Origin of the sequence: Pseudomonas putida W15Oct28, assembly GCF_000708715.2 — a bacterium.
In the GTDB taxonomy this organism is placed as follows: domain Bacteria; phylum Pseudomonadota; class Gammaproteobacteria; order Pseudomonadales; family Pseudomonadaceae; genus Aquipseudomonas; species Aquipseudomonas putida_R.
The window spans coordinates 26,085-41,289 of record NZ_JENB01000033.1 but is presented as its reverse complement, the minus strand read 5'-3'; the positions used below and the strand labels follow the sequence as shown (position 1 = coordinate 41,289).

Sequence of the window (15,205 nt, the reverse complement as noted above, 5' to 3'; positions counted from 1 at the left end):
TCCACATGGATGCGCCTTTGCGTTTCGGCGCAGGTATTTTCCCGTCCCGCCCCGTACAGGGGCGGGGCTGTTTGTGATTCAAAGGATTCGGAGTCGTTATGGCTGGTCATTCCAAGTGGGCGAACATCAAGCACCGCAAAGAGCGCCAGGATGCCAAGAGAGGCAAGGTCTTCACCAAGTGGATCCGCGAGCTGACCGTGGCTGCCAAGCAGGGTGGTGCTGACCCGGCATCCAACCCGCGCCTGCGCCTGGCGCTGGACAAGGCCTTGGGCGCCAACATGAGCCGCGACATCATCGATCGCGCCGTGGCCCGTGGTGCTGGCACCAACGAAAGCGACAACGTCGAAGAGCTCAGCTACGAAGGTTACGGTCCGGGTGGCGTGGCGATCATGGTCGAGACCATGACCGACAACCGCAACCGCACCGCCGCCGCCGTGCGCCATGCCTTCACCAAGTGTGGCGGCAACCTCGGTACCGACGGTTCGGTGGCCTACCTGTTCGAGCGCAAAGGCCAGATCAGCTTTGCCCCGGGCGTGGATGAAGACGCATTGATGGAAGCGGCGATGGAGGCCGATGCCGACGACGTGGTGGCCAACGATGACGGCTCGTTCGACGTGTTCACCTCGTTCAACAGCTTCTATGCGGTACGTAACGCTCTGGAAGAGGCCGGTTTCAAGGCCGATGACGCGGAAATCGTCATGCAGCCGACCACCAGTGCCGAGCTTGACCAGGACGGTGCCGAAAAGGTGCTCAAGCTGATCGACATGCTCGAAGACCTGGATGACGTGCAGAACGTCTACTCCAACGCCCAGATTTCCGACGAGATCATGGAAAATATCGGCTAAGGTCTCCTGACCCTTCGAGTCAAGGCTGCTATTGGGGCCGCTGCGCAGCCCATCGCCGGCAAGCCAGCTCCCACAGGTACAGTGCATTTATTCAGGTCTGCACTGTACTTGTGGGAGCTGGCTTGCCGGCGATGGGTCGCGCAGCGGCCCCAATGGTCTTGATCCGTGAGCTTTGAACGACAGGCACTATGACTCTGATTCTTGGTATCGACCCCGGTTCGCGCATCACCGGCTACGGCGTAGTACGCCAGACCGCCCGTGGTTGCGAGTACGTGGCGTCGGGTTGTATCCGCACCGGCAGCGGCGAGCTGCACGAGCGGCTGCAGATCGTTTTTCGTGGTGTCTGTGAAATCATCGCCCAGCACGAACCGGTGACCATGGGCATCGAGCGCGTGTTCATGGCGCGTAACGCCGACTCGGCGCTCAAGCTCGGCCAGGCCCGCGGCGCGGCCATCGTTGCTGCTGCCGAGGCCGGCCTGGAGATTGCCGAATACAGCGCCACACAGGTCAAGCAAGCGGTGGCCGGCACCGGTGGGGCCAACAAGGAGCAGGTGATGATGATGGTCATGCACCTGCTGAAACTGACGCAAAAGCCGCAGATCGACGCCTCCGACGCCCTGGCCATCGCCTTGTGCCACGCCCACACCCGTTCCAGCCTGGTGCCCCATGGCCTGGCCACGGCACGGCGACGCGGCGGGCGCTTGCGTCTGTAGGCGCTTCATGCGCTGATACACATTTTGTTCGGGTGATACGTTCACCCGTTGCATTTGCTGATAGGGTTGAGCGGTCTTTGACCGGCTCCCCGAGAGGAAGGATCGGAACGTGATTGGACGTTTGCGCGGCACCCTGGCGGAGAAACAGCCGCCGCACCTGATTATCGACGTCAACGGCGTGGGTTACGAACTGGAAGTTCCCATGACCACGCTGTACCGTCTGCCCAAGTTGGGCGAACCCGTCACCGTGCATACCCATCTGGTCGTGCGCGAAGACGCCCACTTGCTCTATGGGTTTGCCGAAAAGCGCGAGCGCGAGCTGTTCCGCGAGCTCATCCGCCTCAACGGCGTGGGCCCGAAGCTGGCACTGGCGCTGATGTCCGGCCTGGAAGTCGACGAGCTGGTGCGCTGCGTGCAGGCCCAGGACACCTCGGCCCTGGTGCGCGTGCCCGGTGTCGGCAAGAAAACCGCCGAACGCCTGCTGGTCGAGCTCAAGGACCGCTTCAAGGCCTGGGAAACCTCCCCGGCCATGTTCACCCTGGTGTCCGATGGCCCGCTGCCGGCCGCCAGCGAGTCCAGCGCCGAGGCTGATGCCGTCAGCGCCTTGGTCTCGCTGGGCTACAAGCCGCAGGAAGCCAGCAAGGCGATCGCCGCGATCAAAGACAAGGCCGGCCTGAGCAGTGAAGAACTGATCCGCCGCAGCCTTAAAGGGATGATTACCAAGTGATCGAAGCCGACCGCCTGATCGCCGCCAGTGGCCGCGACCGCGAAGAGGTCCAGGACCGTGCGATTCGCCCGCTGAGCCTGGACGACTACATCGGCCAGCCGGTGGTGCGCGAGCAGATGGCGCTGTTCATCCAGGCCGCCCGTGGCCGCAGCGAGTCGCTCGACCACACCTTGATCTTCGGCCCGCCGGGGCTGGGCAAGACTACCCTGGCCAACATCATTGCCCATGAAATGGGCGTGTCGGTGAAGAGCACTTCGGGGCCGATCCTGGAGCGCCCCGGCGACCTGGCGGCCATGCTGACCAACCTCGAACCGCACGACGTGCTGTTCATCGACGAGATCCACCGGCTGTCGCCGGTCGTCGAAGAGGTGCTGTACCCGGCCATGGAGGACTTCCAGCTCGACATCATGATCGGCGAAGGGCCGGCAGCCCGTTCGATCAAGCTCGACCTGCCACCGTTTACCCTGGTGGGGGCTACCACCCGTGCCGGCATGCTCACCAACCCGTTGCGTGACCGCTTCGGTATCGTCCAGCGCCTGGAGTTCTACAGCGACAAGGACCTGGCCACCATCGTCAGCCGTTCGGCCAATATCCTGGGCCTGGTCATCGAAGACCTGGGCGCCTACGAGATTGCCCGACGTGCCCGTGGTACGCCGCGTATCGCCAACCGCCTGTTGCGCCGCGTGCGCGACTACGCCGAGGTGCGCGGCAAGGGCCAGATCACCAAAGCCGTGGCCGACATGGCGCTGAACCTGCTGGACGTCGACGAACGCGGTTTCGACCATTCCGACCGCCGCCTGCTGCTGACCATGATCGAGAAGTTCGATGGCGGCCCGGTGGGCGTGGACAACCTGGCTGCGGCCATCAGCGAAGAGCGTCATACCATCGAAGATGTGCTGGAACCGTACCTGATCCAGCAGGGCTACATCATGCGCACGCCGCGCGGCCGCGTAGTCACCCGGCATGCCTACCTGCACTTTGGCCTGAATATTCCCGGGCGTTTGGGGGAGGGCGGTGATTTTTCCGAGCCAGGCGATGAATGACAGATCAAAAGCGACTTTTCGTGGTCCTACCGCTGGCATGCCAAGGGTGCGCTGGCAATAAGACATTAATGAAGAAAAAACAGTTGCCACAGCGGATTGGCAAGCTGAGGAGTAAGCACTAGAGTATGCGCGCGCAAAATCAGCTCGAAACGTTCGCCCACCGTTGTCGCGTCTATTACGAAGATACCGATGCGGGCGGCGTGGTGTATTACGTCAACTACCTGAAATTCATGGAGCGCGCGCGCACCGAACGCCTGCGGCACCTGGGTTTTTCCCAGTCGCAGTTGGCCGAAGACAACCTGCTGTTCGTGGTCCATTCCAGCGAAGCGCGCTACCACGCGCCGGCGCGGCTGGACGACGCGTTGCGGGTAACCGCGCAAGTACTTGAACTCAATCGCGCCAGCCTGCGTTTTGTACAGCAGGTCTGGCGGGAAAAGGATGAAACGCTGCTCTGCGAAGGGCAGTTCCTGGTGGCCGCCGTGCGCGCCGACACTTTCAAACCCCGAGCCATACCCCCCCAGCTGCGCGACGCCTTGGCGGCGGACGGCTCGGGTAATCAATCGAATGCAGGAGAATAAGCGTGGAAGCTAACGTCGTCGACCATACCTCCATGTGGAGTCTGGTCAGCAATGCCAGCGTAGTGGTACAGCTGGTAATGCTGATCCTGGTGGCCGCCTCGGTCACCTCATGGATCATGATTTTCCAGCGCAGCACCATGCTGCGCGCCGGTCGTCGTGCACTGGATGCCTTCGAGGAGCGTTTCTGGTCGGGCATCGACCTGTCCAAGCTGTACCGTCAGGCAGGCAGCAACCCAGACCCGGATTCCGGCGTCGAGCAGGTGTTCCGTGCCGGCTTCAAGGAGTTCTCGCGCCTGCGTCAGCAGCCGGGTGTTGACCCGGACGCCGTCATGGAAGGTGTTGGCCGTGCCATGCGCGTAGCCATTTCGCGCGAGGAAGAAAAGCTCGAGCAGAGCCTGCCGTTCCTGGCCACCGTCGGTTCCACCAGCCCGTACATCGGCCTGTTCGGTACCGTATGGGGGATCATGAACTCCTTCCGCGGCCTGGCCAGCGCCCAGCAGGCCACCCTGGCCACTGTTGCCCCGGGTATCGCCGAAGCGCTGATCGCCACCGCCATCGGCCTGTTCGCAGCAATCCCGGCGGTAATCGCCTACAACCGTTTTGCCGCGCGCAGCGAAGTGCTGATCGGTCGTTACTACACCTTCGCCGACGAGTTCCAGGCGATCCTGCACCGCAAAGTGCACACCAGCGAAGAGTAATCAGGTAGAAGCCCATGGCCCGAGTTCGCCACAAACGCAAGCCCGTCGCCGAGATGAACGTGGTGCCCTACATCGACGTGATGCTGGTGCTGCTGGTCATCTTCATGGTGACGGCGCCCATGCTCAACCAGGGCGTGAAAGTCGACCTGCCCAAGGTTTCCAGTGAAGCCTTGCCGCAGGACAACAACGTCCAGATCCTCACCATCTCCATCAAGGCCGACAAGACCTACTACTGGAACCTTGGCAGCGAAGTCGATACCGACAAGCAGATGGACAAGGCCATGACCTTGCCAGACATGACCAATGCAGTGACCAAGATCATTGCTGCCGGCCGTGACCAGGGCAAGCAGACCCAGGTATTCATTCGTGGCGACAAGGCTGTCGACTATGGCGCGGTCATGGGTGCCATGGGCGGGTTGCAGAAGGCCGGTGTCGGTAACGTTGGCCTGATTACCGAGGCGCCCTGATGCAACAGCGAGAGCCATCCGCCTCGGAAAGCTACTTCTGGCCCAGTGTCTGGGCCATTGGCCTGCATGTGCTGGTGTTCGCCATGCTGTTCGTCAGTTTCGCCATGACGCCTGAACTGCCGCCTTCCAAGCCGATCGTTCAGGCTACCCTGTACCAGCTCAAGTCCAAGAGCCAGGCGACCACCCAGACCAATCAGAAGATTGCCGGGGAAGCGAAGAAAACCGCTTCGCGCCAGACCGAGGTCGAGCAGCTGGAACAGAAGAAGGTCGAGCAGGAGGCCGTGAAGGCCGCGGAACAAAAGAAGGCCGACGCCGCTCAAAAGGCCGAGGAGGCTCGCGAAGCCGCCGAGGCGAAGAAAGCCGAGGACGCTGCCAAGGCTGCCGATGCCGCCAAGGCTACCGAAGCCAAGAAAGCCGCAGAAGCCAAGAAGGCCGATGAGGCGAAGAAGGCCGCCGAGAAGCAGCAGGCCGACATCGCCAAGAAGAAGGCCGAGGACGAAGCCAAGAAAAAAGCCGAAGAAGAGGCCAAGAAAGAGGCCGCTGACGAGGCGAAGAAACAAGCCGCCGAGGACGCCAAGAAAAAGGCAGCCGAAGAGGCCAAGAAGAAAGCAGCCGAGGACGCCAAGAAGAAGTCGGCGGCCGAGGACGCGAAGAAGAAGGCAGCTGAAGAGGCCAAGAAAAAGGCCGCTGCAGACGCCCAGAAGAAAAAGGCACAGGAAGCGGCCCGCAAGGCGGCAGAAGACAAGAAAGCCCAGGCCCTGGCCGAGCTGTTGTCCGATGACACGGAGCGGCAGCAGGCGCTGGCGGATGAGCAGGGTGACCAGACGGCTGGCGACTTCGACGACCTGATTAAAATACGTGCGGCTGAAGGTTGGGCGCGTCCGCCTTCCGCGCGCAAGGGCATGACGGTGATCCTGCAGGTCAACATGTTGCCGGACGGTACCATCACCAGTGTCAGCGTGGCCCGTTCCAGTGGTGACGGCCCGTATGACAGTTCGGCGGTGGCTGCGGTGAAGAACATTGGTCGTTTGACCGAGATGCAGGGTATGAAGCCGAGCGATTTCAACCGATATCGTTCGTTCAAGATGACATTTACACCTGAGGATCTAGCGTTGTGATTAAACGTCTGAGAGGACTGCTGGTCATGCTGTGCTGCGTGGCAGGCATGGCGGTGGCAGAGGAAAAGAACATCCTGGTCACCAGTGGCAGCGACCGGGCAACGCCAATCGCGGTAGTGCCGTTCGGCCTGCAAGGTGGCAGCGTGCTGCCCGAGGACATTGCCGACATCATTGGCAACGACCTGCGCAACTCCGGCTACTACTCGCCGATTCCACGGCAGAACATGATCAGCCAGCCGTCGCAGGCCAGCGAAGTCATCTTCCGTGACTGGAAAGCGCTGGGTGCCCAGTACGTGATGGTCGGCAGCATCGTGCCGTCGGGCGGTCGCCTGCAGGTGCAGTACGCGCTGTTCAACGTCGCCACCGAGCAGCAAGTGCTGACCGGCAGCGTCGCGGGCAGCACCGACCAGTTGCGTGACATGGCGCACTACATTGCTGACCAATCGTTCGAGAAGCTCACCGGCATCAAGGGTGCGTTCTCTACCCGTATGCTGTACGTGACGGCCGAGCGTTTCTCCACCAACAACACCCGCTATACGCTGCAGCGTTCGGACTACGACGGTGCGCGTGCGGTCACCCTGCTGCAATCGCGTGAGCCGATCCTGTCGCCGCGCTTTGCGCCGGATGGCAAGCGTATCGCCTATGTGTCGTTCGAGCAGAGACGCCCGCGCATCTTCATTCAGAACATCGATACCGGCCGCCGCGAGCAGGTGACCAACTTCGAAGGCCTGAACGGCGCGCCAGCCTGGTCGCCGGATGGTTCGCGCCTGGCGTTCGTGCTGTCGAAAGACGGCAACCCGGACATCTACGTGATGAACGTGGCGTCGCGCCAGATCAACCGGGTTACCGCAGGCCCAGGTATCAACACCGAGCCGTTCTGGGGTAAAGATGGCAATACCCTTTACTTCACGTCTGACCGTGGCGGCAAACCGCAGATCTACAAACAGTCGGTCAGCGGTGGGGGGGCCGAGCGCGTAACCTTCGTTGGCAACTACAACGCCAACCCGAAACTGTCCGCTGACGAAAAGACCCTGGTGATGATCCATCGCCAACAGGGCTTTACCAACTTCAAAGTGGCGGCACAGGACTTGCAACGCGGAAGTGTAAAGATTCTCTCGGAAACAAGTCTTGATGAGTCTCCCACTGTTGCGCCAAACGGCACCATGCTAATCTACGCCACCCGCCAGCAGGGCCGGGGAGTCTTGATGCTCGTGTCGCTTAATGGCCGCGTGAGGCTCCCACTTCCTACCGCTCAAGGCGAAGTCAGAGAACCGTCCTGGTCCCCTTACCTGAACTGATTGCGGCGTAATACGTTTTGCTTAACACACTGGGGTTTCATTAGGAGTTTCACGATGGAAATGCTGAAGTTTGGTAAATTCGCTGCGCTGGCTCTGGCCATGGCTGTAGCTGTAGGTTGCTCCTCGAAGGGCGGTGACAACGCAGGCGAAGGCGCTGCTGTAGATCCGAACGCTGGCTACGGTGCCAACACTGGCGCTGTTGACGGTTCCCTGAGCGAAGAAGCCGCCCTGCGCGCAATCACCACCTTCTACTTCGAATACGACAGCTCGGACCTGAAGCCAGAAGCCATGCGCGCTCTGGACGTTCACGCCAAGGACCTGAAGTCCAACGGCAGCCGCGTTGTTCTGGAAGGCAACACCGACGAGCGCGGCACCCGCGAGTACAACATGGCTCTGGGTGAGCGCCGTGCCAAGGCCGTTCAGCGTTACCTGGTTCTGCAGGGCGTTTCCCCTGCTCAGCTGGAACTGGTCTCCTACGGTGAAGAGCGTCCTGTTGCCACTGGCAACGACGAGCAATCCTGGGCTCAGAACCGCCGCGTAGAACTGCGTAAGTAAGTTCTTATGCGTATGTGCCGCCGTGTAGTAACCGTCCTCGCACTCAGCCTGCCGCTCGCGGCCTGGGCTGAGGTCCCTGTAGTAGATGACAACGCAGGCAGCTATCCGCCTGTGGGTTATGGCACGAGCGGCGCCTATGCCGGGTCAGGGGCTTCGGCCCCTGCCTCTGCACAAGGCCAGCTGTTCATGCAGCTGCAACAGATGCAGGACCAGCTTTCCCGCCAGCAAGGCATCATCGAAGAGCTGCAGAACGATGTGTCGCGCATGAAGCAGGAAAACCTGGAGCGATACCAGGACCTGGACCGTCGCATCAACAGTGGCGCCGCACCTGCCGCGACCCCTGACAATTCCTCCGGTGGTGGTGCTTCAAATGCCGCCCCGGGTGCAGCAGCTGGTGCTGCTGCGCAACAACCGGCCGCCAGTAGCGAGCCCGGTGATCCAGCGAAAGAGAAGCTCTACTACGATGCTGCTTTCGACCTGATCAAACAGAAAGACTTTGACAAGGCCAGCCAGGCGTTCAATGCCTTCCTGCGCAAGTACCCCAACAGCCAGTACGCCGGCAACGCGCAGTACTGGTTGGGTGAAGTGAACCTGGCCAAAGGCGATCTGCCGGGTGCCAGTCAGGCTTTCGCCCAAGTCAGCCAGAAGTATCCCAAGCACAGTAAAGTGCCGGATTCGCTCTACAAACTGGCCGACGTCGAGCGCCGCATGGGCCATACCGACAAGGTCAAGGGCATCCTGCAGCAGGTCATCACCCAGTACCCCGGCACCTCTGCCGCGCAGCTGGCACAGCGTGACTTGCAGAAGCTCTGAGCGTTGTAGCTGTACCGCTCGAAAGAAACCCGCGCCAGTCGCGGGTTTTTTCGTTAGAATCACTGCCCTTTTTTCGTAAACACGCTGCTGCGGATAACGCCATGTCGAGTCCGCGACAGTGCCTGACGGAGGCGGGCAGCCTGTTTAGCTGTCACGCCCGTGGCGATCATGCAAGACACATTACGCATCACAGAAGTCTTTTACTCTTTGCAGGGTGAAACGCGAACGGCTGGCCTGCCCACCGTATTCGTGCGCCTTACCGGTTGCCCCCTGCGCTGCCAGTACTGCGACAGTGCCTATGCCTTCACTGGCGGCACCATTCGTACCCTCGATTCGATCCTTGAGCAGGTTGCCGGCTTCAAGCCCCGCTACGTCTGTGTGACCGGTGGTGAGCCATTGGCCCAGCCCAACGCCCTGCCGTTGCTGCAGCGCCTGTGTGACGCTGGCTACGAGGTATCGCTGGAGACCAGTGGCGCGCTGGATATCGCGGGTACCGACACCCGCGTCAGCCGCGTGGTCGACCTGAAGACCCCGGGTTCCGAAGAATCGCACCGTAACCGCTACGAGAACATCGAGCAGCTGACCCGCAACGACCAGGTCAAGTTCGTCATCTGTTCGCGTGAGGACTATGACTGGGCGGTTTCCAAGCTGATCCAGTACAACCTGGCCGAGCGTGCTGGTGAGGTGTTGTTCTCACCCAGCCACCACCAGGTAAACGCCAGCCACCTGGCGGACTGGATCGTCGCTGACAACCTGCCCGTACGTTTCCAGATGCAGCTGCACAAGCTGCTGTGGAACGACGAACCCGGACGTTGATTGAGGAGCAAGCACACATGACAGACAAGCGCGCAGTAATCCTGTTGTCCGGCGGCCTGGACTCGGCCACCGTGGTGGCCATGGCCAAGGCCGAAGGCTACAGCTGCTACACCATGAGCTTTGACTATGGCCAGCGCCACCGCGCCGAGCTGGATGCTGCTGCCCGCGTCGCCCGCGACCTGGGTGTAGTCGAGCACAAGGTGATCGGCCTGAACCTCGACGGTATCGGGGGTTCGGCGTTGACCGACAGCAGCATCGACGTGCCGGAAGCCCCGAGTGAAGGCATCCCGGTTACCTACGTGCCTGCGCGTAACACCGTGTTCCTTTCGCTGGCCCTGGGTTGGGCTGAAGTGCTGGAAGCGCGTGACATCTTCATCGGCGTCAATGCCGTGGATTACTCCGGTTACCCCGATTGCCGCCCCGAGTTCGTCGAAGCCTTCGAGCGCATGGCCAACCTGGCGACCAAGGCCGGGGTAGAAGGGCAGGGCTTCCGTATTCAGGCGCCGCTGCAAAACCTGAGCAAGGCGCAGATCGTGCAGGCCGGTATGGCCCGGGGCGTGGATTACAGCCTGACCGTTTCCTGCTACCAGGCCGACGATGATGGCCGCGCCTGTGGCAAATGCGACAGCTGCCGCCTGCGCGCCGACGGCTTCAAGGCGGCCGGCGTAACAGACCCGACCCGGTATTTTTGAAAAAACCTTGATGGGGTATTGATTTCTCGTTAGAAATCAGTATTATACGCGCCATCAAACGGGTCGTTAGCTCAGTTGGTAGAGCAGTTGGCTTTTAACCAATTGGTCGTAGGTTCGAATCCTACACGACCCACCATACGCAGTACGTCAAAGCCCGCGGCCAGAAATGGCCGCGGGCTTTTTCGTTTTCGGGATTCTGGGGCCGCTTTGCGCCCCCAGCTTACTCAGCCCACTCCGGGTCGCCAGTGAACACCACGGTGATCCAGCGGTCCGGCCCTTCGCCGCCTACCGCATTACCAATCTCGTTGCGCCACGTATCCCATTCATCAATGGTCTTCGCAGCCATGGTCTTTGGCACGATGAAGTACAGCTCGATCTCCCGTGAGCGCCCGACCTTGGCGACATAGGCGCGGTACGACTGCAGCCCGTGGCGGGCGACGAAGGCCTTGGCCACTTCATCTACATGCAGCTTGAGGTCGCCGGGGGTGACCAGGAATATTTCCGACAGTGCCTGGCGCACCACCGACATCGGCAGCGGCACGATCACCAGGCACACAAGCGCCAGCACCGCCGGGTCGATGTACGGCGACACCCACTCCAGCGACGTGCCCTGCACCGCGTAACCGAAGCAGAAGGCGATCAGCAGCGCGGCGGTGATGCTGGCCGACATCACCCAGCCCTTGACGTCCATGCGCACGAAGTCTGACTTCAGCTTGCGGTTGGCGCGGGCTTCGACGACGGCGATGGTCACGCAGGTGATCACGGTCAGCACGGCATAGACCATGGCAATGCCGAACTCCAGGTGGCGCCCGCCTTGCAGCAGGCTACTGACGGCGTTGATCAGCGCGTAGATGGCCACACCGCTGAGCAGGATGCCGTTGAGTGCCAGCACCATCGGTTCCAGGTGCCAGAAGCCCATGGTGAAGCGCTCGCGCAGCTTGCGCGACATTTGCACGCTGGTGGTGTGCGAGGTGATCAGCTTGACCACGACAAGCGACAGGCCGCTCATGCTGGCGTCGACCAGCGAGTACACGCCGTCGAAGACGATGGAGAACGAGCCGGAGGCCAGGCCGAAGGCGATGCCGATGGTGGCGATGAACAGGGTGACGGCAATCGAGGTGCGTAACAGGCCCTGTTCGCTGGTGATGTCGAAGAAGGTGGATCTGGTTGCGGTTTGCATGACTTGTGCTCAGTAAAAACGATAATGCCGGGGTGTCTGTACCGGCCTCTTCGCGGGCACGCCCGCTCCCACAGGCTCTGTGCCGGCCTCGAAGGCGACGATGTACCTGTGGGAGCGGGCGTGCCCGCGAAGAGGCCTTTACAGGCTACACGCGAAATTGCTCCATCAGCGCCTGTTGCTGGTTGGCCAGCCTGTTCAGGGCCTGGCTGATGCGCGCCGATTCGTCGGCCTGGCCAGCCAGTGATTCTGTCACATCCCGGATGCCCGCCACGTTGCGGTTCACTTCCTCGGCCACCGCGCTCTGCTCTTCGGCCGCCGAGGCAATCTGCAGGTTCATGTCGCTGATCACGGTCACCGCCTCGCCAATACGCTGCAGCGCAGGCAGCGCCTGTTCCATGTGCGCCGCACTGGCCTGGGCCTGACGCTGGCCTTCGTGCATGGCCCCCACTACATCCTGGGTACCCTGCTGCAGGCCTTCGATGACTTGGCGAATTTCCTCCACCGACACCTGCGTGCGCTGGGCCAGGCCGCGCACCTCATCGGCGACCACGGCAAAACCACGCCCGGCTTCGCCAGCGCGGGCGGCTTCGATGGCCGCATTGAGTGCCAACAGGTTGGTCTGCTCGGCGATGGTGCGAATCACCTCCAGCACCGAGCCGATCTGGCCGCTGCGGCCCTCCAGTGCTCGCGCCTCGTCCATGGCCGTGTTCATGCCGGCAGCCAGGCTATCGATGCCCTGGCGGGTGCTGTCGATCAGTTGCAGGCCCTCGCGGCTGGCCTGGTCGGCGGCGCGTGCGGCCTGGGCCGCCTGCGAGGCATTGTGGGCGACATCCAGGGCGGTGGCGCTCATCTCGTTGGCTGCCGTGGCCACTTGCTCGATTTCACGGTGCTGCTGCTGCATGCCATTGCTGGTCTGGCTGGCGATGGCGGCCGACTGGTCGGCGGTGCCACGGGCCTCCTGCAGCGAGCCTTTGACCTGGGCAATGACCGGCTGCAGCTTGTCGAGGAAGCGGTTGAACCAGTGAGTGAGCTGGCCCAGTTCGTCCTGGCGGGCGTAGTCCAGGCGGCGGGTGAGGTCGCCTTCGCCGCTGGCGATGTCTTCCAGGCGTGCGGCCACGGCCAGGATTGGCCGGGTAACGCCGCGTGCGGTCAGCCACACCAGCAGCAAACCTGCGATGGCGGCGCCAAGGCCGATCAGCAGGCTGGTGAGGTTGGCATTCTGGTTGTGGGCATCCAGGCGCTGGTTGAGGGCCACGGCAGGTGCCTGCAGCACGCTTTCTGGCAGTTCCAGCAACACCTGCCACGGGGCGGCGTCAGGGATGGGGGCGAAGGGGTGTGCCACGCGCAGCAGGCCGTCGGCCACCGTATTGTCCATGGGCTTGCCGAGCGCGCTGGCATCGCGGCTGTTGCCTGCCAGCAGGCCGGCTGCGCTGGCGATGCTGACATGGCCCTGGCCATCGAACAGCTCGCGACGGCCGTCCAGGCTCAGTTGCTGCAGATTGCTCAGGCCGATGTCCAGGCCGACCACGCCGACCACCTTGCCATGCTCCAGCAGCGGCAGGGCAATGCTGGTCATCAGCACCTGGCGGCCATTGACCTCGTCGAGGTACGGCTCGAGCATGCAGGTACGGGCGGTGTCCTGCGGGCAGGTCAGCCAGCGGTTCTTCGCCGCGCCGTTGCTGCCGATGCTGGCATCGCCGAGCATTGCCTCCGGCATGGCTTCAAGTTCCAGGGTGCCGGGGCTCGGCTGCGACCAGTACAACGAGAAGCGCCCGCTTTCATTGCTGCCCACGGCCTCCTGGCCGAGGTACTGGCTGTCCTGCTGGTCCAGCGCGTTGGGCATGAACACCAGGTACAGGCCGATCACATCCGGGTTGCCGGCCAGGCTGGCACGGGCCTGGCGTGTCAGCTCGGCGCGCAGGTCGCTACCGCCTCGGGCCTTGAGCACCTGCACCATGCGGGCAAAGCCGTTGCCGTACTGGTAGGCGTCCATGAAGTAGCGCTGTACCCGCAGGGCCTGGGTCTCGGCGTGGGCCTGCAGGCGCTGGCGCGCGCTGCTGTCGAGCATGGCGGTGTTGGCCTGGTTGACCAGGGCAGCGCTACGCCGCGCCTGGGTCAGTGACGTGGCCACCAGCAGGGCAACGATGGCCAGCAGGCACAGGCCGGCTAGCAGGGTGATCTTCCACTGGATGGAGAGGCGACGCAGCGGCATGAGGGCTTTCCTTTTCGATCAAGTACAACGCCCGCGGTCATGCGCGGGCGTTGTTGGCAGCGTGGGTCATTCGGCGACGTAGTTGGGCGGCGCCGACCGGAAGGCTTTGGTCAGCCAACCCAGGTAGATCAATCCGACCGCAGCCCAGATGCCGCCGAACATCAGCGAATGCGCGTTCAGGTCCAGCCACAGCGAGACGATGATGCAGAAGCCAATGGTTGGCAGCACCAGGTACTTCAGCTGGTTGGCCAGGCCCCGGCGGTTGCCTTCGCGCAGGTAGCAGTGGTTGATCACGGACAGGTTGACGAAGCTGAACGCGACCAGCGCACCGAAGTTGATGATCGAGGTGGCGGTAACCAGGTCGAAGAAGATCGCCGACAGCGCAACCAGCCCCACCACGAGAATGTTCAGCACCGGCGTCTTGTAGCGCGAGTGCAGGCGGGCAAAGAGGCTGGCCGGGATCACGTTGTCGCGGCCCATCACGTACAGCAGGCGCGACACGCTGGTTTGCGAGGCCAGGCCCGACGCGATGGTGTTGATCACGGTGCAGGCGATGAAAATCGACTGGAACAGCTTGCCGCCAACATACAGGGCGATTTCCGGCAGGGCCGCTTCCTGGTCGTGGAAGCGCGCCATGGTCGGGAAGTAGGCCTGGATGAAGTACGACACGGTGATGAACACCACGCCACCGATCAGTGCGGTGAGGAAGATCGCCCGGGGGATGGTCTTGGCCGGGTCGCGGGTTTCTTCGGACAGGCAGGTGACTGCGTCGAAGCCCAGGAACGAGAAGCACAGGATGGTCGCACCGGCGGCCAGCGCGCTGAGGTGGGTCTGGTTGTCGGCGAACGGCAGCAGGCTCCAGGTGGTGCCCAGCCCTTCACCCTGGCCCAGGCCGCGCACGCACAGGTAGATGAACACGGCGATGATTGCCACCTGCACGCCCACGAACAGCAGGTTGAAGTGCGCCACCAGGTTCACGCTGCGCATGTTGATCAGGCTGATCAGGCTGACGAAGCCGACTACCCATATCCACTCCGGTACTTCGGGGAACATGGCCGAGAGGTACAGCTTGGCCAGTAGCGCGTTGACCATCGGCAGCAGCAGGTAGTCCAGCAGCGACGACCAGCCGACCAGGAAGCCAACATGCGGGTTGATCGCACGTTGGGTGTAGGTGTACGCCGAGCCCGACTGCGGGAAGCGCTTTACCAAGGTGCCGTAGCTCACGGCGGTGAACAGGATGCCCGCCAGCGCCAGGATGTAGGCACTGGGCACATGGCCGGCGGTGATCCCGCTGACGATGCCGAAGGTGTCGAACACGGTCATCGGGGTCAGGTAGGCCAGGCCGATGATGATCACGTGCCAGAGGCGCAGGGTTTTGCGCAGTTGGCCGTTGCCGGAAGCGCTGTGATCAGGCTGCATGCTGGCATGGCTCCTGGTGCTGGGCGTAAAC

The 15,205-nt window shown here is 62.4% G+C and carries 16 protein-coding genes, 1 tRNA gene and 1 pseudogene; 14 read left to right on the top strand and 4 right to left on the bottom strand.

The window, feature by feature from the left end; translation table 11 throughout:
• The first annotated feature begins 98 nt into the window (after positions 1-98).
• The 14 genes from AK81_RS20545 to AK81_RS20480 all read left to right on the top strand — a co-directional run bounded on the left by AK81_RS20545 (position 99) and on the right by AK81_RS20480 (position 10,499).
• Complete coding sequence (locus tag AK81_RS20545) at positions 99-845, top strand: YebC/PmpR family DNA-binding transcriptional regulator (RefSeq protein ID WP_043201932.1); 747 nt, start codon at positions 99-101, stop codon at positions 843-845.
• A gap of 188 nt (positions 846-1,033) precedes the next feature.
• Positions 1,034-1,558, top strand: coding sequence for a crossover junction endodeoxyribonuclease RuvC (ruvC, locus tag AK81_RS20540; RefSeq protein WP_043201929.1), 525 nt, complete (start codon positions 1,034-1,036; stop codon positions 1,556-1,558).
• Between the two features lie 109 nt (positions 1,559-1,667).
• Positions 1,668-2,285, top strand: coding sequence for a Holliday junction branch migration protein RuvA (gene ruvA / locus AK81_RS20535; protein WP_043201926.1), 618 nt, complete (start codon positions 1,668-1,670; stop codon positions 2,283-2,285).
• Positions 2,282-3,328 carry a Holliday junction branch migration DNA helicase RuvB gene (gene ruvB, locus AK81_RS20530; RefSeq protein WP_043201924.1) on the top strand — a complete coding sequence of 349 codons (1,047 nt, stop codon included), beginning with the start codon at positions 2,282-2,284 and terminating at the stop codon, positions 3,326-3,328. Before ruvA ends, ruvB begins: the two co-directional genes overlap by 4 nt.
• A gap of 125 nt (positions 3,329-3,453) precedes the next feature.
• Positions 3,454-3,906 (top strand): tol-pal system-associated acyl-CoA thioesterase, encoded by a 453-nt coding sequence (gene ybgC / locus AK81_RS20525; protein WP_043201921.1) that lies wholly within the window; start codon positions 3,454-3,456, stop codon positions 3,904-3,906.
• A gap of 2 nt (positions 3,907-3,908) precedes the next feature.
• Positions 3,909-4,604, top strand: a complete 696-nt coding sequence (tolQ, locus tag AK81_RS20520; RefSeq protein ID WP_008090219.1) for a protein TolQ — start codon at positions 3,909-3,911, stop codon at positions 4,602-4,604.
• Positions 4,605-4,618: 14 nt separating this feature from the next.
• Positions 4,619-5,071 (top strand): protein TolR, encoded by a 453-nt coding sequence (gene tolR / locus AK81_RS20515; protein ID WP_012273765.1) that lies wholly within the window; start codon positions 4,619-4,621, stop codon positions 5,069-5,071.
• Complete coding sequence (tolA, locus tag AK81_RS20510; protein WP_043201917.1) at positions 5,071-6,189, top strand: cell envelope integrity protein TolA; 1,119 nt, start codon at positions 5,071-5,073, stop codon at positions 6,187-6,189. The genes tolR and tolA overlap by 1 nt, the downstream gene beginning before the upstream one ends.
• 26 nt (positions 6,190-6,215) lie before the next feature.
• Positions 6,216-7,487 carry a Tol-Pal system beta propeller repeat protein TolB gene (gene tolB, locus AK81_RS20505; protein ID WP_041167621.1) on the top strand — a complete coding sequence of 424 codons (1,272 nt, stop codon included), beginning with the start codon at positions 6,216-6,218 and terminating at the stop codon, positions 7,485-7,487.
• Positions 7,488-7,541: 54 nt separating this feature from the next.
• Positions 7,542-8,042: a peptidoglycan-associated lipoprotein Pal gene (gene pal / locus AK81_RS20500; protein ID WP_043201913.1), complete on the top strand. Its 501-nt coding sequence runs from the start codon at positions 7,542-7,544 to the stop codon at positions 8,040-8,042.
• Between the two features lie 6 nt (positions 8,043-8,048).
• Positions 8,049-8,855 (top strand): tol-pal system protein YbgF, encoded by an 807-nt coding sequence (ybgF, locus tag AK81_RS20495; RefSeq protein ID WP_043201911.1) that lies wholly within the window; start codon positions 8,049-8,051, stop codon positions 8,853-8,855.
• A gap of 168 nt (positions 8,856-9,023) precedes the next feature.
• Positions 9,024-9,671, top strand: a complete 648-nt coding sequence (queE, locus tag AK81_RS20490; RefSeq protein ID WP_043201974.1) for a 7-carboxy-7-deazaguanine synthase QueE — start codon at positions 9,024-9,026, stop codon at positions 9,669-9,671.
• A gap of 17 nt (positions 9,672-9,688) precedes the next feature.
• The gene (queC, locus tag AK81_RS20485) at positions 9,689-10,363 is read left to right on the top strand and encodes a 7-cyano-7-deazaguanine synthase QueC (RefSeq protein WP_043201907.1); all 675 of its coding nucleotides are present in this window, start codon (positions 9,689-9,691) and stop codon (positions 10,361-10,363) included.
• A gap of 60 nt (positions 10,364-10,423) precedes the next feature.
• A tRNA-Lys gene (locus AK81_RS20480) sits at positions 10,424-10,499 on the top strand.
• Positions 10,500-10,583: 84 nt separating this feature from the next.
• On the opposite strand, the gene AK81_RS20475 is transcribed toward AK81_RS20480, so the two are convergent.
• The 4 genes and pseudogenes from AK81_RS20475 to AK81_RS20465 form a co-directional block, all read right to left on the bottom strand.
• On the bottom strand, positions 10,584-11,543 hold the full coding sequence (locus AK81_RS20475) for a cation diffusion facilitator family transporter (protein ID WP_043201905.1): 960 nt from the start codon (positions 11,541-11,543) through the stop codon (positions 10,584-10,586).
• Positions 11,544-11,688: 145 nt separating this feature from the next.
• On the bottom strand, positions 11,689-12,444 hold the full coding sequence (locus AK81_RS30860) for a methyl-accepting chemotaxis protein (protein ID WP_430298472.1): 756 nt from the start codon (positions 12,442-12,444) through the stop codon (positions 11,689-11,691).
• Positions 12,445-12,546: 102 nt separating this feature from the next.
• A pseudogene (locus AK81_RS30855) lies at positions 12,547-13,500 on the bottom strand (HAMP domain-containing protein); the annotation flags it as partial.
• 321 nt (positions 13,501-13,821) lie between these two features.
• Positions 13,822-15,174 (bottom strand): APC family permease, encoded by a 1,353-nt coding sequence (locus AK81_RS20465; protein ID WP_043201898.1) that lies wholly within the window; start codon positions 15,172-15,174, stop codon positions 13,822-13,824.
• Positions 15,175-15,205 lie beyond the last annotated feature (31 nt).

What these genes read in the sequence shown, in the direction of transcription:
- AK81_RS20545 (WP_043201932.1), top strand. Translation starts at nt 99, where the DNA reads ATGGCTGGTCATTCCAAGTGGGCGAACATCAAGCACCGCAAAGAGCGC.
- ruvC (WP_043201929.1), top strand. Translation starts at nt 1,034, where the DNA reads ATGACTCTGATTCTTGGTATCGACCCCGGTTCGCGCATCACCGGCTAC.
- ybgC (WP_043201921.1), top strand. Translation starts at nt 3,454, where the DNA reads ATGCGCGCGCAAAATCAGCTCGAAACGTTCGCCCACCGTTGTCGCGTC.
- tolR (WP_012273765.1), top strand. Translation starts at nt 4,619, where the DNA reads ATGGCCCGAGTTCGCCACAAACGCAAGCCCGTCGCCGAGATGAACGTG.
- tolA (WP_043201917.1), top strand. Translation starts at nt 5,071, where the DNA reads ATGCAACAGCGAGAGCCATCCGCCTCGGAAAGCTACTTCTGGCCCAGT.
- tolB (WP_041167621.1), top strand. Translation starts at nt 6,216, where the DNA reads ATGCTGTGCTGCGTGGCAGGCATGGCGGTGGCAGAGGAAAAGAACATC.
- pal (WP_043201913.1), top strand. Translation starts at nt 7,542, where the DNA reads ATGGAAATGCTGAAGTTTGGTAAATTCGCTGCGCTGGCTCTGGCCATG.
- ybgF (WP_043201911.1), top strand. Translation starts at nt 8,049, where the DNA reads ATGCGTATGTGCCGCCGTGTAGTAACCGTCCTCGCACTCAGCCTGCCG.
- queE (WP_043201974.1), top strand. Translation starts at nt 9,024, where the DNA reads ATGCAAGACACATTACGCATCACAGAAGTCTTTTACTCTTTGCAGGGT.
- queC (WP_043201907.1), top strand. Translation starts at nt 9,689, where the DNA reads ATGACAGACAAGCGCGCAGTAATCCTGTTGTCCGGCGGCCTGGACTCG.
- AK81_RS20475 (WP_043201905.1), bottom strand. Translation starts at nt 11,543, where the DNA reads ATGCAAACCGCAACCAGATCCACCTTCTTCGACATCACCAGCGAACAG.
- AK81_RS30860 (WP_430298472.1), bottom strand. Translation starts at nt 12,444, where the DNA reads ATGCAGCAGCAGCACCGTGAAATCGAGCAAGTGGCCACGGCAGCCAAC.
- AK81_RS20465 (WP_043201898.1), bottom strand. Translation starts at nt 15,174, where the DNA reads ATGCAGCCTGATCACAGCGCTTCCGGCAACGGCCAACTGCGCAAAACC.